Below are 26,133 nucleotides of genomic sequence, written 5' to 3' on the forward strand. Positions count from 1 at the left end.
TTACACTGATTTTGTTAAATAATGGTTATCAGGATATGTGAGAAATGAATAATATCGCTTCCGCCACGCTGCCTGCTTCGGTCCAACGCCCCACTTACGACCGCCGCGCTCTGCAAACCCGCATCGTGCATTTTGGCTTCGGCGCGTTCCACCGCGCGCATCAGGCACTGCTGACTGACCGGGTGCTTAACCTGAACGGCGGCGACTGGGGTATCTGCGAGATAAGCCTTTTCAGTGGTGATGAATTGATGAGCGCGCTGCGCGCCCAGGATCATCTTTATACCGTGCTGGAAAAAGGCGCTGACGGTAATCAGGCTATTATTATTGGCGCGGTAAATGAATGCCTCAACGCGAAGCTCGACGGGATGGACGCGATTATTGAGAAATTCTGCGAGCCGCAGGTCGCTATCGTCTCATTAACCATTACCGAAAAAGGCTACTGCATCGATCCGGCGACCGGTCAGCTTGATACGCAAAACAGCCGCATCGCGCACGATCTTGAAAACCCGCACCAGCCGCAATCTGCCCCTGGTCTGCTGGTTGAGGCGCTGCATCGCCGCCGCGAGCGCGGGCATGCGCCGTTTACCGTGCTCTCCTGCGATAATATTCCTGATAACGGCCATGTGGTGCGCGAAGCGGTGCTCGGCATGGCGCATCAGCGCGATCCTGCCCTTGCGCAGTGGATAGCCGACCATGTGACGTTTCCCGGCACGATGGTGGATCGCATCGTACCCGCCGCGACGCCGGAATCGCTGGCGGAAATTGCCGACGCTCTCGGCGTTGCCGATCCGTGCGCCATCAGCTGTGAGCCATTCATTCAGTGGGTGATTGAAGATAATTTCGTCGCGGGCCGCCCGGCCTGGGAGGACGCGGGTGTCCAGATGGTGGATGACGTGCTGCCGTGGGAGCAGATGAAGTTAAGAATGCTGAACGGCAGCCACTCTTTTCTCGCGTATCTCGGTTATCTGGCGGGCTATGCGCACATCAGCGACTGCATGAACGATACACACTTTCGCGACGCGGCGCGCCAGCTGATGCTGCGCGAACAGGCACCGACGCTGCGCATTACTGGCGTTGACCTTACCGGCTATGCCGACAGCCTGATTACGCGTTTTGCCAACCCGGCGCTGAAGCACCGCACCTGGCAAATTGCCATGGACGGCAGCCAGAAATTGCCCCAGCGTATGCTCGATTCGGTGCGCTGGCATTTACAGCACGGGGGCGAATGGTCGCTGCTGGCGCTTGGCGTGGCGGGCTGGATGCGCTACGTCAGCGGCGTGGATGACCGCGGCCAGCCTGTCGACGTACGCGACCCGCTCGCTGAAAAAATCGCGGCGCTGGTACAATCGAGCAGCGAAGATGAACGCGTCGGCGCGCTGCTGACGCTCAAAGAAGTCTTCGGTGAAGATCTGCCGCAGCATCCGCTGTTTATTCATACGCTGAATGCCGCCTGGCAGTCGCTGTGCCGTCTGGGCGCGAAAGAGGCGGTTGCCCGGCTCGCACGCCGCTGATTTTTAACCCTGAATGCTTTTAACGCGGACGCGCGCCTGCCCGTCCGCGTTTTCTCTTCTCATGCCCATTATTTTTATCCAGAATGTCGCCTGATGATTTATTCCCGTCAGATATTTATCAGGAGCGCACGTGACCCGTACCAGTCTCATTACCGGTTTTCTTGGCAGCGGAAAAACCACCACGATCCGTCATCTGCTGGCCCATAAAGATCCTGCGGAAAAGTGGGCCGTCCTGGTCAATGAATTTGGCGAAGTCGGCATCGACGGCGCGCTGATGGCTGACAGCGGCGCGCTGTTAAAAGAGATCCCCGGCGGCTGCATGTGCTGCGTTAACGGCCTGCCGATGCAGGTTGGATTGAATACCCTGCTGCGCCAGGGAAAACCCGATCGCCTGCTGATTGAACCGACCGGACTTGGCCATCCGAAGCAGATCCTCGATATGCTGACTTCAGCGGTGTATGAACCCTACATTGATCTGCGCGCCACGCTTTGCCTGCTCGACCCGCGTCAGTTGCTGGATGAAAAATATGTCGCCAATGACAATTTCCGCGACCAGCTGGCGGCGGCAGATATTATCGTTGCCAATAAACAGGATCGCAGCGATGCGGCAAGCCTTGCGGCGCTGAACGCCTGGCGCGACGAATACGCCGCCGACCGGGAACTGGTGTTCGCGACTCAGGGTGAAATCGACCCGGCGTTGCTTGATAAGCCGCGTCTTAACCTGCGCGAGCTGCCCGCCAGCGCGCATCATGCGCATTCACATGCCACACGCAGCGGCCTTGCCGCGCTGAGCCTGCCGGGCAATCAGCGCTGGCGTCGTAGTCTTAACAGCGGTCAGGGGCATCACGCCTGCGGCTGGATTTTTGATGCTGATACGGTGTTCGATACTATCGGCATACTGGAGTGGGCGCGGCTGGCACCGGCTGAGCGCGTAAAAGGCGTGCTGCGCATTCCTGAAGGGCTGGTGCGTATTAACCGCCAGGGGCAGGATTTTCATATCGAAACCCAGAGCGCGCCACCGCCGGACAGCCGCATTGAGCTGATTACCGCTTCTGAAACGGACTGGAACGCGCTTCAGTCCGCTCTGTTGAAGCTTCGTTTAGACACCTCGCTTTAACGTTACCCTTTTGTGAAACTTCAGACGCCCATGATGACTTCCCGTTTCCCCGCGATCCTGCTGCTTAATCTGGCAGGTGCCGTCCTTTTTCTTTCCTGGTATCCGCCGGCGCAGGCCGGATTCTGGTTTACCCTTGATGCCGGGATTTTCCACTTTTTCAATCACCTGGCCGCCACCAGCCACAGCTTTTTATGGTTTCTGGCGATAACGAATAATCGCGCCTTTGACGGCTGCTCGCTGCTGGCGATGGGCCTGCTGCTGCTCTGGTACTGGCGCAAGGCCACCCCGCCTGGCCGCCGCCACATCATTATTATGGGCATTGTGATGCTGCTTTCTGCGGTAGTGCTGAACCAGCTTGGGCATCTGCTGCCGGTGTCGCGCCCGAGCCCGACGCTGACTTTTGAAGACAGCCTGCGCGTGGGCAAAATGGTGGGGATCTCCACCAAAGACGCCTCGACCGACAGTTTTCCGGGCGATCACGGCATGATGCTTTTAATACTTGCGGGTTTTATGTGGCGTTATTTCGGCGCTAAAGCTTTCGGGCTTGGCCTGCTGATATTCTGCATTTTCGCGCTCCCGCGCATGATGATTGGCGCGCACTGGTTTACCGATATCGCCGTTGGCTCTTTGTCAATCGTTTTTATTGGTCTTCCGTGGATTTTATTGACGCCGCTTAGCGATAAAATAATTACCTGGCTTAATAATCATCTGCCTGGTAAAAAAACAACAAATCCATAACAATTAATAAATACTTTAAAAGTATGTTCAACAGGGATCGTTAAGGGTCCCTGTTTATTTTATAGACACGCCTTCCCGAACGCCTTTCGCAAGACTTTCATATATTCGTCATAAAAATGAATAAGTTGTCTATTTTTACAACAACTCATCACTCCTTATCCTTTCTCTGCCACTGCTATACCGGGCATTACAATTTCTTATAAAAAAATAAATAAAACCACTCGCCATATGGGGTTTGTTCAGGTAATCTCAGGAGCGTTTTGCGGTTTAAGGGCATTTATTGGTAATGCAAATAAAAAGTGTGGCCTACCACACAATTTAGCTCACCAGGAATTGTCTTACCCCCCAGAGCTCATTAGTCTCGGCACGTTTAGCATTTTTTATAACGATTTTTATCGTTAAGGACTTCAAGGGAAAACAAACATAATGGTCAAATCTCAACCAATCCTGAGATATATCATGCGGGCCATTCCCGCAGTCGCTGTGGCAGTTTTGCTTTCAGCATGTAGCTCCACCAATACCGCAAAAAACATGCATTCTGAGACGCATGCAGTAGGTGAAAACGACGGGCTGTTACTGCAAGCCTCTCAGGATGAATTCGAACAGATGGTCCGTACGCTGGATGTGAAATCCCGCATTATGGATCAATACGCTGACTGGAAAGGCGTGCGCTATCGCCTCGGCGGCAGCACTAAAACCGGCATCGATTGTTCCGGCTTTGTGCAGCGTACTTTCCGTGAACAGTTTGGTTTAGAACTCCCGCGCTCTACATATGAGCAGCAGGAAATGGGCAAACCGGTCGATCGTACCCGGTTGCGCTCCGGCGATCTGGTGCTGTTCCGCGCTGGATCTACCGGCCGTCATGTCGGCATTTACATCGGCAACAATCAGTTTGTGCATGCGTCCACGCGCAGTGGCGTCATGATTTCCAATATGGACGAACCGTACTGGAAGAAGCGCTATAACGAAGCGCGCCGCGTACTGAGCCGTAGTTAATCCGGTATGACGATTTCCCTTGATCGTCCTTGCTGAATAAAAAAACGCTGCTGATGCAGCGTTTTTTTCGTCTGTGTCTCTGTTCTTGCCGCTTCTGTAACCCCTCACCTCAGGCGGGTTTTCTGTTAAGCTGGTTTCACGCCAGTTGCTCGCACAGGAACTAAAAAGGATGTTATCCAGTCCGCCTTTTGCTTCAACACTGTCCACGCCCCGTAAAATTATTCTGGTCGGTATTGCGACAGGCCTGGCCCTGGCGTTGATTATCACGATCGCTGCCCGCGGCTGGCTGCATCAGCAGCGTGAGAATCAGTACGATATGCTGGCGCGGGATATTCATCACTATCTCAATACGTATTTTGCCCAGCTGAAATCCTCCGCCGACGCGCTGCAACCGCTCACCCTTGCGGAATGCGGCACCGTGTCGTCTGAGCTTACTTCGCGTGCGGCGTTTAACCTCAACGTGCGCGCTTTTTTACTGGTCAGAGACGGCGCGGCCTACTGCTCTTCCGCCACCGGCAAGCTTCACCTGCCGCTTCGCAATCTCGCTCCGGATATCGACACCCATAAAACGGTTGATATCAGCATTATTCCGGGCACGCCAATGATGCCCGATAAACCGTCCATTGTGATGTGGTTCGGCAATCCGTTGATGGAAGGTCGCGGGATCGTTACTACGCTTAACGTGAATCTCACGCCGTATCTGGTCTACACCGCGCGCCAGAACGATCTCAACGGCCTGGCTCTGGTAGCGAAAGACAGGGCGCTGACCACATTTTCCGGCAAGGTCATGACGCCAGATGAACTGCCCGCCTCACCGCTGCGTAGTGAAAGCGTGCAGGGTTATCCGCTGAAGCTTTATCTCTATGGCGACACAATGCCCGCCGAAGACCGCCATCTGGCACTGCTGCTCGGTTTATTAATTGGCCTGCTGGGTGGCACACTGACGGTGATCCTGCTGGCGCTGCGCGCACGATCGGGCCGTGAGATCGTCAGCGCCATCAAGCGCAATCAGTTTTTTGCGGTTTACCAGCCGGTGGTGGACGCCGCCACGCGTCAGATCCGCGGCGTCGAGGCGCTGATGCGCTGGGAACACCCGAGCGCGGGCATGATACCGCCGGACGCGTTTATTAATTTCGCCGAGGCCCAGGGACTTATCGTTCCCTTAACCCGCCACCTGTTCAGGCTCATCGCCCAGGATGTACCGCGCCTGCAACAGACGCTACCGCCTGGTGCCAAGCTCGGTATTAATATTGCGCCCGGTCATCTTCATTCCGAGCAATTCAAAATGGATATTCAGAAGTTGCGCGCCTCGCTGCCGCCGGATTATTTCCAGCTGGTATTTGAGATAACCGAGCGCGATATGATCCGCGAGGAAGAAGCTCTGGATCTTTTTCAGTGGCTGCATGAGCAAGGCTATGAAATCGCGGTCGATGACTTTGGCACGGGCCACAGCGCGCTTATCTACCTTGAGCGCTTCACGCTGGATTACCTGAAGATCGATCGGGGGTTTGTGAATGCGATCGGCACCGAAACGATCACCTCGCCGGTACTGGATGCCGTCATCAGCCTTGCGAAACGCCTGAATATGGCGACAGTTGCCGAGGGCGTGGAGACGCAGGAGCAGGCGAAATGGCTGACCGTGCGTGGCGTGAACTTCTTACAGGGCTACTATTTCAGTCGCCCGATGCGTGCCGCCGATCTGCCTGCCAGCATGAAAGAAGCCGACGCATAACGCGGGGCTATTTCACAATCGCGCGCGGCTCCCTTATTATGCAGCCATGCTGTTACCGCGCCCGTTCAGGCCCCGGAGAAGGACATACCACCTCAATGATTGCACGCGCGTTCGTTTTGCTCGTTCTGATGTTCAGCGCTGTTTGTCAGGCGCAGACCATTCATGAAAGTTACTCCCTGGCGGTACTTGGGGAGCCGAAATATGTCGTTAACTTTAACCATTTCGATTACGTCAATCCGGCGGCCCCGAAAGGCGGCAGCATCACGCTTGCCGCCATCGGCACGTTTGATAACTTCAACCGCTACGCGCTGCGCGGCAACCCCGGCGTTCGCACCGAAGCGCTCTACGATTCACTGTTTACCAGTTCCGACGACGAGCCGGGCAGCTACTACCCGCTGATTGCCGAGATGATCCGCTACCCGGACGACTTTTCCTGGGCAGAGGTGACGATAAACCCGCAGGCGCGCAACCACGACGGCTCGCCGATTACCGCAAAAGATGTCGCCTACACCTTTCAGAAATTTATGACCGAAGGCGTGCCGCAGTTCCGGCTTTACTACAAAGGCACGACGATAAAGGCCATCGCACCACTGACCGTGCGAATCGAGCTCGGGCAGCCTGGTAAAGAAAATATGCTCGGTCTGCTGACGCTGCCGGTGATGCCGGAGAAGTTCTGGCGCGACCATAAGCTTAGCGATCCGCTCTCTGCGCCGCCGCTCGCGAACGGCCCTTATCGCGCTACCCAGTGGCGTATGGGGCAATACATCGTCTACTCTCGCGTGAAGGATTACTGGGCCGCTAACCTGCCCGTGAACCGCGGCCGCTGGAATTTCGACACTATTCGCTACGACTACTATCTCGATGACAACGTCGCTTTCGAGGCGTTTAAAGCGGGCGCGTATGACTTCCGCCCGGAAAGCAGCCCGAAAAACTGGGCGACGCGCTATACCGGCAGTAATTTTGACCGCGGCTATATCGTCAAGGACGAGTTTGAAAAAACCACCGCGCAGGACGCGCGCTGGCTGGCATTCAACATTCAGCGGCCTTTCTTTGCCGACCGCCGCGTACGCGAGGCGATTTCGCTCGCCTTTGATTTCGAATGGATGAATAAGGTGTTGTTCTATAAAGCCTGGCGACGGCCGAACAGCTATTTTCTGAATACCGAATACGCCGCGCGCCACTATCCTGACGCCGACGAGCTCACGCTGCTGGCACCGCTTAAAAAAGAGGTGCCGCCTGAAGTCTTTACCCGCATCTACGAGCCCCCGGTGTCGCGCGGCGACGGCTTTGACAGAGAGAATCTCCTCAAAGCGCTGGCGCTGCTGAAAGACGCCGGCTGGGAGCTTAAAAATAACAAGCTGGTGAACCGCGAAACCGGCAAACCGTTTACGTTTGAACTGCTGCTCGGTTCAGAAGGTAATAACCAGTGGGTATTACCTTTCCAGCACAGCCTGGCGCGGCTGGGCATCACGATGACCATTCGTCAGGTGGATAACTCACAGCTCACCAACCGGCTGCGCAAACGCGATTTCGACATGATGCCGACGCTTTATCGCGCGTCGCCCTGGCCCGATACCGGATTGCAGATAAGCTGGGCCTCGGACTATATCGACTCCTCGTGGAACACCCCCGGCGTGCAGAACCCGGCGGTGGATAAACTGATAGCGCAGATCATCGCCAACCAGGGCAATCAGCAGAAGCTGCTGCCGCTCGGTCGCGCGCTCGACCGCGTGCTGACCTGGAACTACTACATGATCTCGATGTGGTATTCCGCCGCGGATCGCGTGGCGATGTGGAACAAATTTTCGCGCCCCGCCACCAGCCCGCTCTACACGATTGGCTTTGATACGTGGTGGTATGACGTCAATAAAGCCGCCACGCTGCCAGAAGCGCGGCGCTGAGGAAAATTATGGGCGCTTATCTGCTTCGCCGCTTACTGCTGCTGATCCCGACACTCTGGGCCATCATCACGCTTAACTTTTTCATCGTACAGATAGCGCCCGGCGGCCCGGTGGATCAGGCGCTCGCCGCTATCCAGTTTGGCAGCGCCAGCGGCATCCCCGGCGTTCAGAACGGCGGGATGCAGAGCAGCCGTCCGCAAAACGGCGTGATGAACGTTAACGAGAGCCACTACCGCGGCGCTCGCGGGCTCGACCCGGAAGTGGTCGCCGAAATCACCCACCGTTACGGGTTCGACAAACCGCTACATGAGCGCTACCTGAAAATGCTGTGGGATTACGCGCGTTTCGATTTTGGCGACAGCCTGTTTCGCAGCGCGTCGGTCATCGATTTGATAAAAAACAGCCTGCCGGTCTCGGTCACGCTCGGCCTGTGGAGCACGCTGATAATCTATCTGGTGTCGATTCCCCTCGGCATTCGCAAGGCGGTGAACAGCGGCAGCCGCTTCGACGTCTGGAGCAGCGTGGCGATTATCACCGGCTACGCCGTTCCTGCCTTTTTGTTTGCCATTTTACTGATTGTCGTTTTCGCCGGCGGCACCTGGTTCGATCTCTTTCCGCTGCGCGGGCTGGTCTCGGCTAATTTCGACACGCTGCCGTGGTATCAGAAAATTACCGACTATCTCTGGCACATTACGCTGCCGGTGCTGGCGACGGTGATTGGCGGTTTCGCGACGCTCACCATTCTCACCCGCAACGCGTTTCTCGATGAGATCCGCAAGCAGTATGTGGTAACGGCCCGCGCCAAAGGGCTTGGCGAGCAGCAGATCCTCTGGCGTCATGTGTTTCGTAACGCCATGCTGCTGGTGATTGCGGGCTTCCCGGCCACGTTTATCAGCATGTTTTTCACCGGTTCCGTGCTGATTGAGGTGATTTTCTCGCTCAACGGCCTCGGGCTGCTGGGCTACGAAGCCACCGTGTCGCGCGATTATCCGGTAATGTTTGGCACGCTCTATATTTTCACCCTGGTCGGCCTGCTGCTGAATATCCTGAGCGATATCACTTATACGCTTGTCGACCCACGCATTGATTTCGAGAGGCGCGGATGAGAAGACTCAATCCGGTCAATCAGGCGCGCTGGGCGCGGTTTCGTCATAACCGGCGCGGCTACTGGTCGCTGTGGATTTTCGCGATAATTTTTGCCTTAAGCCTCTGTGCCGAGCTTATCGCCAACGATAAACCGCTGGCGGTGCATTATCAGGACCGCTGGTATTTCCCGCTTATCCATAACTACAGCGAAAGCGATTTTGGCGGGCCGCTCGCCACGCCTGCCGATTATCAGGACCCATGGCTGCAACAGCGGCTGGAAGATAAAGGCTGGGTGCTGTGGGCGCCGGTGCGTTTTAGCGGCACTGCCATCAATTTCGCGTCGGATCACCCCTTCCCTGCCCCGCCGTCGGCGCAAAACTGGCTTGGCACCGACGCCAACGGTGGCGATGTGCTGGCGCGCATTCTGTATGGCACGCGCATCTCCTTGCTGTTCGGGATAATGCTGACGCTCTGCGCCAGCGCCATCGGCATTACGGTTGGCGCTATCCAGGGCTACTACGGCGGCAGAATCGATCTGTTCGGCCAGCGCTTTATCGAGATCTGGTCCGGCATGCCGACGCTGTTTCTGATCATTATTCTTTCAAGCGTGGTGCAACCGGGCTTCTGGTGGCTGCTTTTGATAACCGTGCTGTTCGGCTGGATGACGCTGGTAGGTGTGGTGCGCGCCGAGTTTCTGCGTACCCGCAATTTTGACTATATCCGCGCCGCCCAGGCGCTTGGCGTCAGCGACTGCGCGATTATCTGGCGTCATATGCTGCCAAACGCGATGGTGGCGACGCTGACATTTCTGCCGTTTATTCTCTGCGGCTCAATTACCGTGCTGACGGAGCTCGATTTCCTGGGCTTCGGGCTGCCGCTCGGCTCGCCCTCGCTCGGCGAACTGCTGTTGCAGGGCAAGAATAACCTCGAAGCGCCCTGGCTTGGCCTCACCGCCTTTTTCTCGCTGGCGATTTTACTGTCGTTACTCATTTTTATCGGCGAAGCGGTTCGCGACGCCTTCGATCCCGGTAAGGCGGTCTGATATGGCGCACCCTCTGCTTTCCATCGACAATCTTTCCATCGCGTTTCGCCAGCAGGGCGTTGAGCGCCAGGTGGTGGATTCGCTGTCGCTGGCTATTGAGCCGGGCGAAACGCTGGCGCTGGTGGGCGAATCCGGCTCCGGAAAAAGCGTCACGTCCCTTTCCGTGCTGCGTCTGCTCCCGTCGCCGCCGGTGGTTTATCCGCAGGGCGATATCCGCTTTCAGGGGCAGTCGCTGCTGCACGCCAGCGAACGCGAACTGCGCGCGGTGCGCGGCAACCAGATAGCGATGATTTTTCAGGAGCCAATGGTTTCCTTAAACCCGCTGCATACCGTAGAAAAACAGCTTTATGAAGTGCTGTCGCTGCACCGCGGAATGCGTCGCGAGCCCGCGCGCGCTGAGATCCTCACCTGCCTTGAGCGCGTCGGTATTCGCAAGGCATCGCAGCGGATGAACGATTTCCCGCACCAGCTTTCCGGCGGCGAACGCCAGCGCGTGATGATCGCGATGGCGCTGCTGACCCGCCCGGCGCTGCTCATCGCCGATGAACCGACCACTGCGCTGGACGTCACGGTGCAGGCGCAGATCCTGCAACTGCTGGCGGAGCTTAAGCGCGAACTCAACATGGGGCTGCTGTTTATCACCCATAACCTGAATATCGTCAAACGGCTGGCGGATAACGTGGCGGTGATGCAGCATGGGCGTTGCGTGGAGCAAAACCGCGCCGCGGCGCTGTTCGCCACGCCCGCGCATGACTACACCCGGCGCCTGATTAACGCCGAGCCGGACGGCTCTCCGGTGCCGCTTCCTGAGCCTGCCGTGCCTTTACTCACTGTGCGTGGGCTGAGCGTGGCGTTTGAGAAGCGTCGCGGGCTGCTGCGGCGCGTCGCGGGTTATCATCATGCGCTCAAAAATTTAAGCTTTACGCTGCATGCGGGCGAAAGCCTGGGGCTGGTGGGCGAATCGGGGTCGGGCAAGAGTACGTCAGGGCTTGCGCTGCTGCGCCTTATCGCCTCAAAGGGCGAGATTGTTTTCGACGGGCATCCGCTGCACACGCTTAACCGCCGCGCGCTGCTGCCGCTGCGCCGCCGCATTCAGGTGGTGTTTCAGGATCCGAACTCATCGCTCAACCCGCGTCTTGACGTACAAAGCATTATCGCCGAAGGGCTGCGCGTCCATCAGCCAGCGCTGACCCCGGCTGAGCGCGAGGCGCAGGTGATTGATGTGATGCGCGAAGTGGGGCTCGATCCCGAAACGCGCCACCGTTACCCGAGCGAATTTTCCGGCGGCCAGCGCCAGCGCATCGCCATCGCGCGCGCGCTGATCTTAAAACCCGAGTTGCTTATTCTGGATGAACCAACATCGTCGCTCGATCGCACCGTACAGGCGCAAATTCTGTCGCTGCTGAAAAAGCTACAGCAAGAGCATCAGCTCGCTTACCTGTTTATCAGCCATGATTTGCAGGTGGTGCGCTCGCTGTGTCATCAGGTGGTGGTGTTGCGTCAGGGAGAGGTGATTGAGCAGGGCGACTGTCAGACGGTTTTCGCCGCCCCGCGTGAGGCCTATACGCGCGAGCTGTTAACGCTGCGCTGAGGCTCAGAAAGGATTCTGGCCGGAAAACGGCTCGGCAATCGCCACGCCGAAATTCTTCAGACGACAGGTGGCCGCGAACTCATCCTGATGGCTCACGAACAGGCACGGCTCGCCTTCGCACTCCAGCACGGAGCAATCCACCGAGATATCATTCAACGCCTGGCTGAGCTTCTGCATCACCGGCCAGGCTTTTTCGCCGTCCGGGCTTAACAGACGCAGGCCAACCAGACAGTTGTCGCAGTCCGGGCCCTGTTGCGGAATCGGTTCAACTTTTGAACCGGCGAAACCCGCCCGCCACCGATAGCTCTGCGGCAAGCGATGAACGATAGAGAGTTGTAGCGTATTCAAGATAGTGTCCCCGGAAACATAAATTTTACAAGTCATTCACATAAAGATTAACACATGTTGACAAAAAGTGATCGTGTCAACAAAGAAAACGGTTTCATTGCCACCGCATCCTCCGGTTATTTCCTCACCAGCGAGGCGGTTATTTTGTGCGTTGGCTCGCATTTTGGCGCTATATGTACCCCGTTACGCGCCCCGACACAACCTTTTTTAATACAAGGCCGTGACTTTTTACGCGATATATTTTTACATTCAGGAAACGAAAATGACTCAAGAAAGCGCGCCAGAGGGACTTAATGCGTGAGTAAAGGCGGGAGTGATACTCCCGCGAGAAGATCAGACAGCGCGTCGGCGAGGACGGCTGGCGTAGAGATAGAAAAGAATGGAACAGGTAGCGCAGAAGAAGATGGAAAGCAGCATTGGCCAGGCGGAGTTGAACGTCGCCATAGAGAGCAGCGCGCCCATAATCGCCCCGATCCCGAAGCGGAACGTGCCCGCGAGCGACGAGGCCGTGCCCGCCATATGCGGAAACTCATCCAGGATAACCGCCATCGCGTTGGACGCCACCAGCGACACACAGCCGACAAACGCCGCCACGCCCAGCACCAGCGACCAGAAGCCGACATCAAACTGCGCGCTAATCACCAGCCACACGGCCATCGCAAACTGAATAAACAGCCCGGCGCGGAACATTTTCAGCGCGCCCACGCGGCGCACAAAGCGGCTGTTAATGATGGTCATCACGAACAGAAACACGATATTCAGCGCGAAGTAATAACCGAAGTGCTGCGGCGAAACGTGATTCAGTTCGATATAGACAAACGGCCCGGCGCTTAAAAACGAGAACATGCCGGCAAAGCTGAAGCCGCTCGCCAGCATATAGCTCAGGACCCGCTTATGGCGAAACAGCGTGGCGAAGTTGCCAAGCGTGGTGCGAAAGTGAAACTTCTGGCGACGCTCCACCGGCAGCGTTTCGCGGATAAGAAAGAAAATCATGGCGCAGGCGAGCAGCGCCAGCACCGCGAGGATCCAGAAAATCACGTGCCAGTTAAACCAGACCAGCACCGCCCCGCCCGCCATCGGCGCCAGCAGCGGCGCGATGGTTGTCACCAGCATCACGAAGGACATCATGCGCGAGAACTCTTCCTTCGGGTAGATATCGCGCATCAGGGCGTTAATCACCACGCTTGCCGCCGCCGCGGAAAGCCCGTGCAGAAAACGCATATAAATGAGCTGATCGATGCTCTGGGCCAGCGCGCAGGCGATGGCGGCCGCCGCGAATATCAGCGTGCCGCCGAGAATAACCGGCTTGCGTCCCAGACTGTCGGCCATCGGCCCATAAAAAAGCTGGCCGATAGCAAAGCCCAGAATATAGGTGCTGAGCGTCATCTGGGCGCTGCCCGCCTCGACGCCAAACTCGCTGGCGATAACCGGCAGCGCCGGGAGATACATATCGATAGAGAGCGGCATCAGCATGGCCAGCAGGCCAAGAATAAACACAATACCCAGCGACGAATTCTGCCTGGTGGTCACAGTTGACTCCTGAAATTAGCGTGACGGCATGCCAACGCTGGCAATTTCGTCTTCGGTTAACGGGCGGTATTCGCCAGGCGCAAGCTCAGGATCGAGTTCAATCGCCCCGATGCGCTCGCGATGCAGACCGACAACGTGATTACCCACCGCCGCAAACATACGCTTCACCTGATGATAGCGCCCTTCGCTGATGGTGAGACGCACTTCGGTCGGGGTGATCACTTCAAGCTGCGCCGGTTTGGTGAGATCTTTTTCGTTGTTGAGCTGTACGCCTTTGGCAAACAGCGCCGCGGTGTCATCCGCCACCGGCGATTCCAGCGTCACCAGATAGGTTTTCTCACAATGATGGCGCGGCGAGGTGATGCGATGCGACCACTGGCCGTCGTCAGTCATCAGCACCAGCCCGGTGGTGTCGATATCCAGTCGCCCTGCGGCGTGCAGCTTATGCGCGACCGGCTCGTCCAGAAAGTAGAGCACCGTCGGATGATCCGGATCGTCGGTGGAGCAGACGTAGCCCTGCGGTTTATTCAGCATAAAATAGCGCGGGCCGTTCTGCTGGATGAGCGGATTGCCGTCATATTCGACGTCGTGATCCGCCAGCAGTTTAAAAGCGCTGTCTTTTACAATCTCGCCATCCACCGTGACCCGGCTGGCGCGAATTTCACGGCCAGCAATAGCGCGGCTGACGCCAAGCTGCTGGGCGATAAATTTATCAAGTCGCATTACGTTTATAAGCCTGTTGTTGATGCAGTTCCGACGCGGGGGCGGGCAAAGCGCCCGTCAATGTGCTTGAAGCGGAATCAGAGCCGTCAGTATAACGGGCAATGGCCCGCTCACAAGATGAAAATGATTCGTGGCATAATATTAGCGTGATCCCTATTTCTGCAGGCCCCATGTCCTTTACTTTACGTCCCTACCAGCGCGAAGCGGTGGATGCCACCCTTAACCATTTTCGCCGCCACGACGCGCCAGCGGCGATCGTTCTGCCGACCGGCGCAGGCAAAAGCCTGGTTATCGCCGAACTGGCGCGGCTCGCACGCGGCCGTGTGCTGGTGCTCGCCCACGTGAAAGAGCTGGTGGCGCAAAACCATGCCAAATATCTGGCGCTCGGGCTTGAGGCCGATATTTACGCGGCCGGTCTCGCGCGCAAAGAGAGCCACGGCAAGGTCGTGTTCGGCAGCGTGCAGTCGGTGGCGCGCAACCTCGACCATTTTCAGGGAGAATTCTCGCTGGTGATTGTCGATGAGTGCCATCGCATCAGCGATGATGACGACAGCCAGTATCAGCAAATTCTCACGCACCTGCGTAAGCAGAACCCGCGCCTGCGCTTACTGGGGCTGACCGCGACACCGTTTCGCCTCGGCAAAGGCTGGATTTACCAGTTCCATTATCACGGCATGGTGCGCGGCGATGAAAAGGCGCTGTTTCGCGACTGCATCTACGAGCTGCCGCTGCGCTACATGATTAAACACGGCTACCTGACGCCGCCGGAGCGCCTCGATATGCCGGTGGTGCAATATGATTTCAGCCGTCTGCAGGCCCAGAGCAACGGGCTGTTCAGCGAGGCTGACCTTAACCGCGAGCTGAAACAGCAGCAGCGCATCACGCCGCATATCGTGAGCCAGATTGTGGAATTCGCCGCTGACCGGCGCGGCGCGATGATTTTCGCCGCAACCGTCGAGCACGCGCGCGAAATCACCGGCCTGCTGCCTGCCGGCGAAGCGGCGCTTATCACCGGTGAAACACCGGGGCGCGAGCGCGACGCGATTATTGAGGCGTTTAAAGCCCAGCAGTTGCGTTTTCTCGTCAACGTGGCGGTACTCACCACCGGCTTTGACGCGCCGCATGTGGATCTCATCGCTATTCTGCGCCCGACCGAATCGGTCAGCCTCTATCAGCAGATTGTCGGGCGCGGGCTGCGATTGTCGCCGGGCAAAAAAGATTGCCTGATCCTTGATTACGCGGGCAACCCGCACGATCTCTACGCGCCGGAAGTGGGCGCGCCGAAGGGTAAAAGCGACAATGTGCCGGTGCAGGTCTTCTGCCCCGCCTGCGGTTTCGCCAATACGTTCTGGGGCAAAACCACGGCAGACGGCACGCTTATCGAGCATTTCGGCCGCCGCTGCCAGGGCTGGTTCGAAGATGACGAGGGCCACCGTGAACAGTGCGACTACCGCTTCCGCTTTAAAAATTGTCCGCACTGCAACGCGGAAAACGACATCGCCGCGCGGCGCTGCCGCGAATGCGACAAGGTGCTGGTAGACCCGGACGATATGCTGAAAGCGGCGCTGAAGCTTAAAGACGCGCTGGTGCTGCGCTGCGGCGGGATGCAACTCCAGCCGGGCGCCGATGAGAAAGGCGAATGGCTGAAAGTGACCTATTACGATGAGGACGGCGCGGACGTCAGCGAACGCTTCCGCCTGCAGACGCCCGCGCAGCGCACCGCCTTTGAACAGCTTTTTATTCGCCCGCACACCCGCACGCCGGGCGTGCCGCTGCGCTGGATAACCGTCAACGATATCGTCGCCCAGCAGGCGCTGCTGCGTCACCCCGATTTTGTGGTGGCCAGGCTCAAAGGCCAGTACTGGCAGGTGCGTGAAAAGGTGTTCGATTATAACGGGCGGTTCCGCCGGGCCAATGAATTACGTGGGTAGCGGCGGTTTTCGTTGCCCCTGCGCGCTCAAATAGCTATAATGCCGCCCGCTTTTGCATCCGCAAAGCCAGTCATTTGCCTGTTGCTGGGTCGCCTGTAACAGGTTTCTTTATTAAGAGAGATGTCAATGTTTACTATCAACGCTGAAGTACGTAAAGAGCAGGGTAAGGGTGCGAGCCGCCGCCTGCGTCACGCCAACAAGTTCCCGGCTATCGTTTACGGTGGCACCGAGGCTCCGGTTGCAATCGAACTGGACCACGACAAAGTGATGAACATGCAGGCTAAACCGGAGTTTTACAGCGAAGTGCTGACTCTGGCTATCGATGGCAAAGAAGTTAAAGTAAAAGTTCAGGCTGTACAGCGTCACCCGTACAAACCGAAACTGCACCACATCGACTTCGTTCGCGCGTAAGTGCAATGAAGAAAAAACGCCGCGCTATGCGGCGTTTTTTTTGCCTGTGAATCAGGCGCAAAAATTAAGGGCGGAAATTCCGCCCTTTTTCATTTCACGTTTATTTGCCTGACGTGCGGCGCTGTAGCTGATCGCGCAGGTTCGGCGGCGTGCCTTTAATGGTCAGCGTGTCGGTCGCCGGATCCCAGAAAATACGCTCGCCAAGCAGCATGGCGTCGAAGTTAATCGTAAGCCCTCCGCCGCTGCCGGCGTATTTGGTCAGCTGACGCAGCGTGCTGCGGTCCGCCGGGAAGGTCTCTTCCAGCTCATAGCCCTGCTCCGCCGTAAACTCCTGGAAGCTTTTCTCGCCAAAACTCGGCAGCTCTTTGGAAAGCTCAGACAGCGCAATTTCTTCGCCCGCCTGCAACTGTTCGTTACAGTAGCTGTAGACCTGCGCGCGCACGTTCTGGCGCTCGGCTTTATCGAGCTGCGCCTCGGCGGTGAAATCATCCAGCGCCTGCAACAGCCCGCGGTTCTGCGCTTTGGTATCAAGCCCCACGCTCGCGCCCAGGAAATCCATAAAGAAATCGGCGACCTTGCGCCCTACCCGGCCTTTCAGGAAGGTTAAGTAGCGGGTCGATTCCGGGTTGGTTTCCCATTCGGTCAGATCGATGCGCGCGACGATATCGGCGTGGTTGATATCCAGATAGTGCGTGGTGCTGATGTCGAGCTGTTCGTTAACGCGCATGCTGCTTAAATTGTTCAGCACCGCCACCAGCAGGTATTCGACCGCGAGATAACGATAGTGACAAAACAGCACGATGCCGCCATCCGCGAACGGGTATTTCGCCAGCTCGTCACGCAGACGGCCAGTGGCCGCGCGGCTGAACGCCAGGAAATCTTCATCGCCGCGACGGCACTGACGCAGCGCCTCGGCAAGCTCGCTCTCTTCGTTAAAAAGACCGTAGGCTTTGCTTTTCGCGCTGTAGACGCGATGCAGCTCGGCCATCATTTCCGTGACCGTATTGCCAGGTTCAAGCAGCGAGTCGCGCAGGATAAGCTCCAGGTTCTGCTCATCGCGCTTAATTAACTGATGTAAGGCAATCTGGTTGATATCCAGACTCATGATAAACTCTCCTGTTGGGCAGGGGCGTATTCAACCACTGCCTGCCGTCCTGCGCAACCGCTGATAAAAAAGCGGAAATAAAGCCACTGCTACGGTAAGATATTGGACTTTCCTGAACAAACTGATGTTGATTTATGCCACAACTATCCCGCTATAGTGACGAACGCGTTGAAGAATTACTGACTGAACTGGCGAGCGTGCTGTCAAAGCACAAGGCGCCGACCGACCTTTCCCTGATGGTGCTTGGGAATATGGTCACCAATGTTATCAATAACAGCGTGGCTCCCGCGCAGCGCAAGACGCTAGCGCGCTCCTTCGCGGAGGCGTTGCAGTCCTCCATTCGCGACGATAACGCGCATTAAGGAAGAACGTTAAAAAGCTATGGTGACTAACCGTCAGCGCTACCGCGAAAAAGTCTCCCAGATGATCAGCTGGGGGCACTGGTTCGCCCTGTTCAATATTCTCTTCTCCATTGTCCTCGGTAGCCGCTATCTGTTTATCGCCGACTGGCCCACGACCCTGACGGGCCGGGTTTACTCCTACGTGAGTCTGGTGGGCCACTTTAGCTTTCTGGTGTTTGCCACGTATCTGCTGATCCTGTTCCCGCTCACGTTTATCGTGATGTCGCAACGGCTGATGCGGTTCCTGTCGGCGATTCTCGCGACCATCGGCATGACGCTGCTGCTGGTCGACAGCGAAGTCTTTACCCGCTTCCACCTGCATATCAATCCGGTGGTCTGGCAGGTGGTGATTAACCCCGATCAAAGCGAAATGGCCCGCGACTGGCAGCTGATGTTTATTGCGGTGCCGGTGATTTTGCTTATCGAGATGCTGTTCGCCACCTGGAGCTGGCAGAAGCTGCGCAGCCTGACGCGCCGCCGCCGGTACGCGCGCCCTGTGGCCGCGCTCTTTTTCGCCTCGTTTGTGACTACGCACGTGATGTATATCTGGGCCGACGCCAATTTCTACCGTCCGGTCACGATGCAGCGCGCGAACCTCCCGCTCTCCTACCCGATGACGGCGCGCCGTTTTCTGGAAAAACATGGCCTGCTGGACGCGCAGGAGTATCAGCGCCGTCTGGTGGAGCAAGGCGATCCGGAGGCGGTCAGCGTGCAATATCCGCTGAGCGATCTGCGCTACGGCGATATGGGCTCCGGGCATAACGTGCTGTTGATTACGGTCGATGGCCTGAACTACTCGCGCTTTGAAAAACAGATGCCGTCGCTTGCGCAGTTTGCGCACGACAACATCAATTTCACCCAGCATTTCAGCTCCGGGAATCTGACCGATAGCGGCATTTTTGGCCTGTTCTACGGAATTTCGCCGGGTTACATGGATGGCGTGCTGGCCGCGCGTATTCCGGCGGCGCTGATCACCGCGCTGAATCAGCAGGGGTATCAGCTCGGCCTGTTCGCGTCAGATGGTTTCAGCAGTTCGCTGTACCGCCAGGCGCTGCTGTCGGACTTCTCACTCCCGACGACACAGCCGCAGGGCGACGATCAAACCGCGTCGCAGTGGATTAGCTGGCTCAATAAATACGCATCAGAAGATAACCGCTGGTTCTCATGGGTCTCCTTCAATGGCACCAATATTGATGAAGATACTCAGCAGGCGGCCTTTACGCGCCGCTACGCCCGCGCGGCGGGGAATGTGGATACGCAGATTGATCGCGTGCTGGCGTCGCTTAAAGCGAGCGGTAAGCTGGACAATACCGTTGTGATTATCACGGCGGGCCGCGGCGTTCCGTTAGGCAAGCAGCAGGAGAGCTTCGGCTGGGATCGCTCGCGCATTCAGGTGCCGCTGGTTATCCACTGGCCTGGCACGCCTGCGCAGCGCGTGACGAAACTGACCGATCATCAGGACGTGATGACGACCCTGATGCAGCGTCTGTTACATGTGCGCACACCAGCCTATGAATATTCGCAGGGCGAAGATCTCTTCTCCCCTGCCCGCCGCAATAACTGGGTGGTGAGCGCGGATAACAATACGCTGGCGGTGACGACACCGCAGATGACGCTGGTGCTGGACAACAACGGCAACTACCGGATGTATGACCTGCGCGGCGAGCGAATGAAGGACGATAAACCGCAGCTCAGCCTGCTGCTGCAGGTGCTGACGGATGAAAAACGCTTCATTGCTAACTGATTGATTATTTATAAATCACTCGGCCTGGCGTGTCTTGCAATCAGCGTGAAAACGGGTAGTATAAGCCTCCACGTCGGCACGTAGCGCAGCCTGGTAGCGCACTGTCATGGGGTGTCAGGGGTCGGAGGTTCAAATCCTCTCGTGCCGACCAAAATTTAAATGCGCCAGTCCGCAGCAATGTGAGTGGCACATTACCCCGGAAAAGAGCAAGTCGAGAGACTTGCTCTTTTTATATCTGTCATATCCTGACCGATGCATTTATCTTTCCCATTCCTGTCAATACCCCCTCTCTTTAGGCAAAAAATAACCAGTCGCACACTGACGCATACCTGTGATTTCATGTCTGCTCCCCTGAAACATTACAGGCAGTCAGAAAGAGATGTCCGCGGTTGATTTTACTGCTCTCCTGCTACAGACCGGCTATTATCTGTACCTGCTAATAGCGAATATCAAATAAAAAATTACACGCACAACAACATCATGTTCTGGTATGCCACCCTAAAATTTGCCTGGTAAAATAATGACGGAATCAGCATGAGCCGCTCATTGCTTATTACCATCCAGAAATGTGCGATTAATGCGCATTCTGTCAGCCATTTTTGAGCCAAGGATAATAGCTAATCGCGTATCTTACCTGTGAGAGACCTGCACAGGAGCACGGACAGACAGCTACTACATATGAGGGATCTGGAAGGTATTATTTTCCCATCAATCATCTTCAAATATGTTGTTGAAGAAGGAAACTTTTGAACGGGGGTAATGATGAACTTGTTAATATCAAAAAAATTAAAATACTTTATTGTTTGTTTTGAAGCGAAATGCATCAACAGTGCGGCAGAGCAACTGTGTGTAACACGCTCACCTCTCGCCCGCGTAATCTACGAAATGGAAGAAAAAATGGGAGGGAAATTATTTATCAGAAAATATAATTACCTTGAACCAACAGAATTAGCGATTACGCTTTATGAGAAAATCAAACCTGTTTACGACCTCCTCTATTCGATAGAAAACGACTTCAGTATCTCAGCCAAATGCTCCCGATTTGAGTTACTTTGCGACATTAGTGTCCCATTGGTCATTTATCAGCATATTTTATCCTGGCTAAAAAAAACGAACCAGCCTGTGTGTTGCAGGCGCGTCTCTGTTTCCTGCGCCGATATCCAGTCTCTTCACACTAACCCCGACGCAGGCATCTTGTCCTTCAGAGAAATAGCTTACACTGATAATCTTATTTTTCATAAAGCCAGTGATGAATCCATTTTCCTTCTTATGCCTGAAACACTTCACGTCACAGCGCTAAAAAACTTTAACAGCATCCGTAATGTAAGCCTGCTTATCAGAAAGGATGTTTTCTCCAATGAGTTAAAAGGAATTATCTCAAATAGCATCAAAAGCTTTATACCGCATGTGGATATTATAGAAACAGACAGAGATACGGCCTCTATTCTCATTTCAGTAAGTTCGGGAGAAGGAATGATGTTATTACCCGAATGTCTCACTTCGTTTTTTTCGCCACCGGGTGTAAAGAAGATAAAAATACCAGACATCAGAATTCAGAGCGGGCTTTATATCAATAAAAAACATAAAAGCACAGCCATTGTCTCTGACATTATGCAAGTATTAGCCGCTATTACAAAACAAGCACAGTAATTCCTTTCCTGCTTATTAAGACCGACATGCCATAAAATCATCTCTGATGTATTGGTGTCAATCATATACATCAGAGATTTTAATACCATGCTTTACAATACAGTCTTTGCGATGTGTTATTTTTTCTTTTCGAGCACTTTATCAATATCAAATCCTGTCCTTTTCTTAATGATATAAACCAGAATACGGTTAATACCCTTTGAACCCACCAGCGCGATGCAGATGGCAATAGTTCGTGAAGATATCCGCATGCCGAAGATGGATCACATGCTAATGATATGCGGCCTGATAAGAGCAAAGAGCAGGATACTGATAATCAGATCGCCTGTTCTTTCACGCAGCCGACCGCCGCCACATAACCATCTGCCCACCTCACCCAGGGTCAGTATGATCAAAATTCTGATCATTTCTATCGGGTCGGAAATGAGTGTCATGATTATCTCTCCCAATGCTATCTTACTGCTCATCATCAATATACTCCTCAGAACATACTCACCACCTCTAACGTGTTATGCGAACCTGTAACGCACTTCATTTATAAAAGCCCCCCTCATTCTTCTCAAACCGGTACAGCCCGTTTCCGCGCACTCATCGTGTAATGAGCGTACGGACAAAGCCGCCAGACTATTTTTTCTTCCGGTAAATTGTTCGTATACAGATATTTCAGCAATAATCTTTACTCCCGTAAGCCATTCTCAAACAGCGATAAACAAAATTAATCCACGCGTAGCAGAGACCCTATTATTATCTATTTTATATGGCTTTAAACTGGCCTTTTTTTGCAAAAAAGTGAGCATAAAAATACACTTTCTATATCACCCTGTTTATTAGCACGCTTAACCCCCCCTTATCATCACTGGAATATTCTTATTAATCCTATTATAGTAATTTCCGCTTTCAGGCTCGGCGTTAGCCAGTTAATAATGTCAGCGTTAATAACATTTACTTACATGTTCAACAAAAGGTATTGCAAAGGGTCATCATTTTTTATGCTCTCGTTGACTTTTAGCAGGAGAAACCATCGATACATTTAATCCTTATTGAAGGCGCTTTGCTGTAATTATTTAAATTCAGCAACTTACTCTTTTACATACTCATCCTGTTATTCCGGGAGCATTAATGCTGTCTGGTCTGGCATCGATATTTATATGGGAAATTAAGGCATAGGTTAATACTGCATTTTTCAGGATATTAAGATGCATTTGGCATCATTAAGGATACCTGTAGCACGGGTGTTGATTGAGAATTTATGCATGAGCAATCCATAATGGAAAAGAATACGTTAAAAATTAGCCTGTTAAAAAAGATTGTTATCTGGGCGCAAATCCTCCTACAAATAGCGTTCCCTTTATTAGTATTACCCGCGCACGCCTCATCCGGGCCTGGCGCGACTGAAACAGATATGTCTGATGCGTCAACGCTTAGCGCGTCGCTTGCCAGCAGTGCGGCACAAAATGGCGCTGATGCAATGAAAAACACCGTAACACATCTCGCAACAACTCATGCGGCCTCAACGGTTGAAGAATGGTTAAGCCATTTCGGTACTGCGCAGGTCACGCTTGACGTCGATGATAACGGAAACTGGGATAATAGCGCTTTTGATTTCCTGGCTCCGCTCTATGACAATAAGAAATCCGTGCTTTTCACCCAGCTAGGCATTCGCGCGCCTGATGGCCGCACGACCGGCAACATTGGCTTAGGGGTACGCACATTCTATGTCCGCGACTGGATGTTCGGCGGTAACGTCTTTTTTGATGATGATTTTACGGGTGAAAATCGCCGGATAGGATTTGGCGCTGAAGCCTGGACAAATTATCTCAAACTTTCCGCCAATACGTATATTGGAACCAGTCAATGGCACAACTCAGGCGATTTTGATAATTACAATGAAAAGCCTGCTGACGGTTATGACGTGCGCGCAGAAGGTTATCTTCCTTCGTTTCCACAGCTAGGCGCGAAATTAATGTACGAACAATATTACGGTGATAACGTGGCGTTGTTCGATAAAGATCATTTGCAGAGTAACCCCTCCGCAGTGACGGTCGGTTTAAATTATACGCCCGTGCCCCTGATTACTGCTGGCATCGATTATAAGCGTGGCCAGGATTCCATGGACGAAATGAAGTTCAGCCTAAACTTTCACTACGCGCTTGATAGCTCATGGCAGTCGCAAATCTCCCCCGAGCAAGTGGCCACACGACGGAGTCTGGCTGGCAGCCGTTACGATCTCGTTGATCGCAACAATGAAATTATCCTGCAATACAAGAAAAAAGCGACGTCAAAAGCGGTGGCGGATATGACGCTTGCAACAATAAAAAATAACAGTCCGGCGGATGGCACCTCTGCCGACACCGTTACGCTTCATGCTGTCACCGCTGATGGCAAGCCTGCCGCCCATGCCGCCATCGTCTGGACGGTGAGTGGCAACGCGGCTCTGAGCAGTACGAACAGCGTGACGGATGCAAATGGCAATACGTCCGTTAACCTGACGAATACGACTGCGGGTCAGGTGATCGTGACCGCCACCTCCGGTTCTGTCGTACGCACGACATCTGCGGCATTCAATCTCTTAGTCGCAAATCTGGATCTCGTCGTCACTAAAGATAACAGTATTGCCGACGGCACCGATCAAAACGCCGCCCAGGTACAGGTGAAAGATGCCAGCGGTAAAGGACTCTCCGGCGTTGCGATATCCTGGAAAGTGGGCAATGGTGCCACAATTGTCAGCAGCGACAAGGCCACGAACAGCAGCGGTGTGGCAACGATTCATCTTTCTTCCACGACCCCGGGCGCTATAAAGCTGAGCGCCAGCGCCGGGAATAAGACGGATTCCGTAAACTCAACCTTCGTGAGCCAGACTGTCGCCGCTGTCGCAGTAACCATGACCACCAACAATTCCCCTGCCGACGGCAGCACAGCCAACGTCGCGCAGGCGCTGGTTACCAGCGCATCCGGCCAGCCGATGCCGGGCGTCAGCGTCACCTGGAACGTGGGAACGGCTACCGCCACCACGCCGCTCACCGTCACCACCAACGCCAGCGGGATCGCCACCGTCAGCCTCACCGACACCACAGCGGAAACCGTCACCGTCAGCGCCAGTGCGGGCGGCAAATCCGGCAGCGCCTCTGCGGTCTTTACCGCAGTCCCGGTAAGCAGCGTGGCAGTGACCATGACCACCAACAATTCCCCTGCAGACGGCAGCACGGTCAACGTCGCGCAGGCGCTGGTTACCAGCGCGTCGGGCCAGCCGATGCCGGGGGTCAGCGTCACCTGGAACGTGGGAACGGCCACTGCCACCACGCCGCTCACCGTCACCACCAACGCCATCGGGATCGCCACCGTCAGCCTCACCGACACCACGGCGGAAACCGTCACCGTCAGCGCCAGTGCGGGCGGAAAATCCGGCAGCGCCTCTGCGGTCTTTACCGCGGTGCCGGTGAATGATGTCGCAGTGACCATGACCACCAACAATTCGCCAGCGGATGGCAGCACAGCTAACGTCGCGCAGGCGCTGGTTACCAGCGCGTCCGGCCAGCCGATGCCGGGGGTCAGCGTCACCTGGAACGTGGGAACGGCCACCGCCACCACGCCGCTCACCGTCACCACCAACGCCATCGGGGTTGCCACCGTCAGCCTCACCGACACCACGGCGGAAGCTATCACCGTCAGCGCCACTGCGGGCGGCAAAACCGGCAGCGCGATCGCTGTCTTTAGCGTTGTGCCGGTAAGTAGTGTCGCAGTGACCATCACCACTAACAATTCGCCAGCGGATGGCAGCACGGCCAACGTCGCGCAGGCGCTGGTTACCAGCGCGTCCGGCCAGCCGATGGCGGGCGTCAGCGTCACCTGGAACGTGGGAACGGCTACCGCCACCACGCCGCTCACCGTCACCACCGATGCCAGTGGTCTCGCCACCGTCAGCCTCACCGACACCACGGCAGAAACGGTCGCGGTCATCGCCAGCGCGGGCGGTAAATCCGGCAACGCATCCGCAACCTTTACGTCTGTTTCGCTCAAAGCGGTGAGTGTTTCGCTGAGTTCGGTCGGAAGAGGAAATGCGGCAGATCCGGGCATTACGACCGCGCAGGTAAAAGACATTAATGGCAATCCGGTGGCCGGAGCGACCGTCATTTGGTCTAACCCCGCTAACGGCTTTATCCACTGTAATAGCGGTCAATCCGTCACCGATGCGCAGGGACAGGCAACACAAACTTGCTACGCGGTGAGTGGTAACGTGTTTGGTTTCTCTACCACTGTAACGGTCGATCCACAGGATACCGTTGATCCTTCAACCCCAGTAACGGCCACCAATACCAGAGATTATTTGCTTTAATCATGGCATCTTATTAACTCCCCTGATTTCGGCTCCGTATGGAGCCGAAATCCTTTGCATATACGGTGTATCTCCGTTTAACGATGCACACTATTATTTCAAATATTTCCTTAGTTTTTCGCAGCAGTGATTAAACGTGGAGAAAAAACCTAATCAATTGATAATATTTAAAATTTTATAGCATGCCGTTTTTCCCCGAATAAACCCCCGAAAGTCCCTGGAAAAAGCACATTTCCTGTCCTG

General features: G+C 55.1%; 20 protein-coding genes and 1 tRNA gene. 16 read left to right on the forward strand and 5 right to left on the reverse strand.

Annotated features, from left to right (window positions below; genetic code table 11):
* Positions 1-44 precede the first annotated feature (44 nt).
* The 9 genes from G9X48_RS08675 to yejF all read left to right on the forward strand — a co-directional run bounded on the left by G9X48_RS08675 (position 45) and on the right by yejF (position 11,714).
* Positions 45-1,511, forward strand: coding sequence for a fructuronate reductase (locus tag G9X48_RS08675; protein ID WP_007890795.1), 1,467 nt, complete (start codon positions 45-47; stop codon positions 1,509-1,511).
* A gap of 130 nt (positions 1,512-1,641) precedes the next feature.
* A complete protein-coding gene (locus G9X48_RS08680; protein WP_007869406.1) occupies positions 1,642-2,628 on the forward strand; it encodes a GTP-binding protein in 987 nt (328 codons plus the stop codon).
* A gap of 30 nt (positions 2,629-2,658) precedes the next feature.
* Positions 2,659-3,366 carry a phosphatase PAP2 family protein gene (locus G9X48_RS08685; protein ID WP_105629537.1) on the forward strand — a complete coding sequence of 236 codons (708 nt, stop codon included), beginning with the start codon at positions 2,659-2,661 and terminating at the stop codon, positions 3,364-3,366.
* Between the two features lie 426 nt (positions 3,367-3,792).
* Positions 3,793-4,362 carry a bifunctional murein DD-endopeptidase/murein LD-carboxypeptidase gene (gene mepS, locus G9X48_RS08690; protein ID WP_004387441.1) on the forward strand — a complete coding sequence of 190 codons (570 nt, stop codon included), beginning with the start codon at positions 3,793-3,795 and terminating at the stop codon, positions 4,360-4,362.
* Between the two features lie 169 nt (positions 4,363-4,531).
* Positions 4,532-6,094 (forward strand): cyclic di-GMP phosphodiesterase, encoded by a 1,563-nt coding sequence (locus G9X48_RS08695; RefSeq protein ID WP_105629536.1) that lies wholly within the window; start codon positions 4,532-4,534, stop codon positions 6,092-6,094.
* A gap of 95 nt (positions 6,095-6,189) precedes the next feature.
* Positions 6,190-7,995: an extracellular solute-binding protein gene (locus G9X48_RS08700; RefSeq protein ID WP_166499921.1), complete on the forward strand. Its 1,806-nt coding sequence runs from the start codon at positions 6,190-6,192 to the stop codon at positions 7,993-7,995.
* An 8-nt stretch (positions 7,996-8,003) separates the two neighbouring features.
* A complete protein-coding gene (locus tag G9X48_RS08705) occupies positions 8,004-9,101 on the forward strand; it encodes a microcin C ABC transporter permease YejB (RefSeq protein WP_004387440.1) in 1,098 nt (365 codons plus the stop codon).
* Entirely contained in the window at positions 9,098-10,123 is a 1,026-nt protein-coding gene (locus G9X48_RS08710; RefSeq protein WP_007869428.1) for a microcin C ABC transporter permease, read from the forward strand. The genes G9X48_RS08705 and G9X48_RS08710 overlap by 4 nt, the downstream gene beginning before the upstream one ends.
* A 1-nt stretch (position 10,124) precedes the next feature.
* Positions 10,125-11,714: a microcin C ABC transporter ATP-binding protein YejF gene (gene yejF, locus G9X48_RS08715; RefSeq protein ID WP_038880005.1), complete on the forward strand. Its 1,590-nt coding sequence runs from the start codon at positions 10,125-10,127 to the stop codon at positions 11,712-11,714.
* A gap of 3 nt (positions 11,715-11,717) precedes the next feature.
* On the opposite strand, the gene G9X48_RS08720 is transcribed toward yejF, so the two are convergent.
* The 3 genes from G9X48_RS08720 to rsuA form a co-directional block, all read right to left on the reverse strand.
* Positions 11,718-12,062, reverse strand: a complete 345-nt coding sequence (locus G9X48_RS08720) for a YejG family protein (protein ID WP_004387437.1) — start codon at positions 12,060-12,062, stop codon at positions 11,718-11,720.
* Between the two features lie 333 nt (positions 12,063-12,395).
* On the reverse strand, positions 12,396-13,592 hold the full coding sequence (locus tag G9X48_RS08725; protein ID WP_007890789.1) for a Bcr/CflA family multidrug efflux MFS transporter: 1,197 nt from the start codon (positions 13,590-13,592) through the stop codon (positions 12,396-12,398).
* A gap of 15 nt (positions 13,593-13,607) precedes the next feature.
* Entirely contained in the window at positions 13,608-14,315 is a 708-nt protein-coding gene (rsuA, locus tag G9X48_RS08730; RefSeq protein WP_007869437.1) for a 16S rRNA pseudouridine(516) synthase RsuA, read from the reverse strand.
* A 170-nt stretch (positions 14,316-14,485) separates the two neighbouring features.
* Here rsuA and G9X48_RS08735 point away from each other — a divergent pair, with 170 nt between their 5' ends.
* Complete coding sequence (locus G9X48_RS08735) at positions 14,486-16,246, forward strand: DEAD/DEAH box helicase (protein WP_032993082.1); 1,761 nt, start codon at positions 14,486-14,488, stop codon at positions 16,244-16,246.
* A 126-nt stretch (positions 16,247-16,372) separates the two neighbouring features.
* Complete coding sequence (rplY, locus tag G9X48_RS08740; protein WP_004387433.1) at positions 16,373-16,657, forward strand: 50S ribosomal protein L25; 285 nt, start codon at positions 16,373-16,375, stop codon at positions 16,655-16,657.
* 100 nt (positions 16,658-16,757) lie between these two features.
* On the opposite strand, the gene yejK is transcribed toward rplY, so the two are convergent.
* A complete protein-coding gene (gene yejK / locus G9X48_RS08745; protein ID WP_004387432.1) occupies positions 16,758-17,762 on the reverse strand; it encodes a nucleoid-associated protein YejK in 1,005 nt (334 codons plus the stop codon).
* Between the two features lie 134 nt (positions 17,763-17,896).
* Here yejK and G9X48_RS08750 point away from each other — a divergent pair, with 134 nt between their 5' ends.
* The 4 genes from G9X48_RS08750 (at position 17,897) to G9X48_RS08765 (ending at position 21,557) form a co-directional block, all read left to right on the forward strand.
* Positions 17,897-18,124 (forward strand): YejL family protein, encoded by a 228-nt coding sequence (locus G9X48_RS08750; protein WP_004387431.1) that lies wholly within the window; start codon positions 17,897-17,899, stop codon positions 18,122-18,124.
* 19 nt (positions 18,125-18,143) lie between these two features.
* Positions 18,144-19,907, forward strand: coding sequence for an LPS biosynthesis-modulating metalloenzyme YejM (gene yejM / locus G9X48_RS08755; protein ID WP_007890786.1), 1,764 nt, complete (start codon positions 18,144-18,146; stop codon positions 19,905-19,907).
* Between the two features lie 74 nt (positions 19,908-19,981).
* Positions 19,982-20,058: transfer RNA gene (locus G9X48_RS08760), tRNA-Pro, on the forward strand.
* 608 nt (positions 20,059-20,666) lie between these two features.
* Positions 20,667-21,557 carry a LysR family transcriptional regulator gene (locus tag G9X48_RS08765; protein ID WP_015386491.1) on the forward strand — a complete coding sequence of 297 codons (891 nt, stop codon included), beginning with the start codon at positions 20,667-20,669 and terminating at the stop codon, positions 21,555-21,557.
* 263 nt (positions 21,558-21,820) lie between these two features.
* On the opposite strand, the gene G9X48_RS21445 is transcribed toward G9X48_RS08765, so the two are convergent.
* Entirely contained in the window at positions 21,821-22,027 is a 207-nt protein-coding gene (locus tag G9X48_RS21445) for a hypothetical protein (RefSeq protein WP_072186878.1), read from the reverse strand.
* Between the two features lie 779 nt (positions 22,028-22,806).
* Here G9X48_RS21445 and inv point away from each other — a divergent pair.
* Positions 22,807-25,890 carry an inverse autotransporter invasin Inv gene (inv, locus tag G9X48_RS08775; protein ID WP_105535790.1) on the forward strand — a complete coding sequence of 1,028 codons (3,084 nt, stop codon included), beginning with the start codon at positions 22,807-22,809 and terminating at the stop codon, positions 25,888-25,890.
* Positions 25,891-26,133 lie beyond the last annotated feature (243 nt).

The organism is Cronobacter sp. HA18006, from assembly GCF_011605445.1.
GTDB classification, from domain to species: Bacteria; Pseudomonadota; Gammaproteobacteria; order Enterobacterales; family Enterobacteriaceae; genus Cronobacter; species Cronobacter sakazakii.

Coding starts and splice junctions, on each gene's coding strand:
- G9X48_RS08735 (WP_032993082.1), top strand. CDS start 14,486: ATGTCCTTTACTTTACGTCCCTACCAGCGCGAAGCGGTGGATGCCACC.
- G9X48_RS08765 (WP_015386491.1), top strand. CDS start 20,667: ATGATGAACTTGTTAATATCAAAAAAATTAAAATACTTTATTGTTTGT.
- rplY (WP_004387433.1), top strand. CDS start 16,373: ATGTTTACTATCAACGCTGAAGTACGTAAAGAGCAGGGTAAGGGTGCG.
- mepS (WP_004387441.1), top strand. CDS start 3,793: ATGGTCAAATCTCAACCAATCCTGAGATATATCATGCGGGCCATTCCC.
- G9X48_RS08710 (WP_007869428.1), top strand. CDS start 9,098: ATGAGAAGACTCAATCCGGTCAATCAGGCGCGCTGGGCGCGGTTTCGT.
- yejM (WP_007890786.1), top strand. CDS start 18,144: ATGGTGACTAACCGTCAGCGCTACCGCGAAAAAGTCTCCCAGATGATC.
- G9X48_RS08675 (WP_007890795.1), top strand. CDS start 45: ATGAATAATATCGCTTCCGCCACGCTGCCTGCTTCGGTCCAACGCCCC.
- G9X48_RS08750 (WP_004387431.1), top strand. CDS start 17,897: ATGCCACAACTATCCCGCTATAGTGACGAACGCGTTGAAGAATTACTG.
- inv (WP_105535790.1), top strand. CDS start 22,807: ATGCATGAGCAATCCATAATGGAAAAGAATACGTTAAAAATTAGCCTG.
- G9X48_RS08695 (WP_105629536.1), top strand. CDS start 4,532: ATGTTATCCAGTCCGCCTTTTGCTTCAACACTGTCCACGCCCCGTAAA.
- G9X48_RS08705 (WP_004387440.1), top strand. CDS start 8,004: ATGGGCGCTTATCTGCTTCGCCGCTTACTGCTGCTGATCCCGACACTC.
- yejF (WP_038880005.1), top strand. CDS start 10,125: ATGGCGCACCCTCTGCTTTCCATCGACAATCTTTCCATCGCGTTTCGC.
- G9X48_RS21445 (WP_072186878.1), bottom strand. CDS start 22,027: ATGATGAGCAGTAAGATAGCATTGGGAGAGATAATCATGACACTCATT.
- yejK (WP_004387432.1), bottom strand. CDS start 17,762: ATGAGTCTGGATATCAACCAGATTGCCTTACATCAGTTAATTAAGCGC.
- G9X48_RS08685 (WP_105629537.1), top strand. CDS start 2,659: ATGATGACTTCCCGTTTCCCCGCGATCCTGCTGCTTAATCTGGCAGGT.
- rsuA (WP_007869437.1), bottom strand. CDS start 14,315: ATGCGACTTGATAAATTTATCGCCCAGCAGCTTGGCGTCAGCCGCGCT.
- G9X48_RS08700 (WP_166499921.1), top strand. CDS start 6,190: ATGATTGCACGCGCGTTCGTTTTGCTCGTTCTGATGTTCAGCGCTGTT.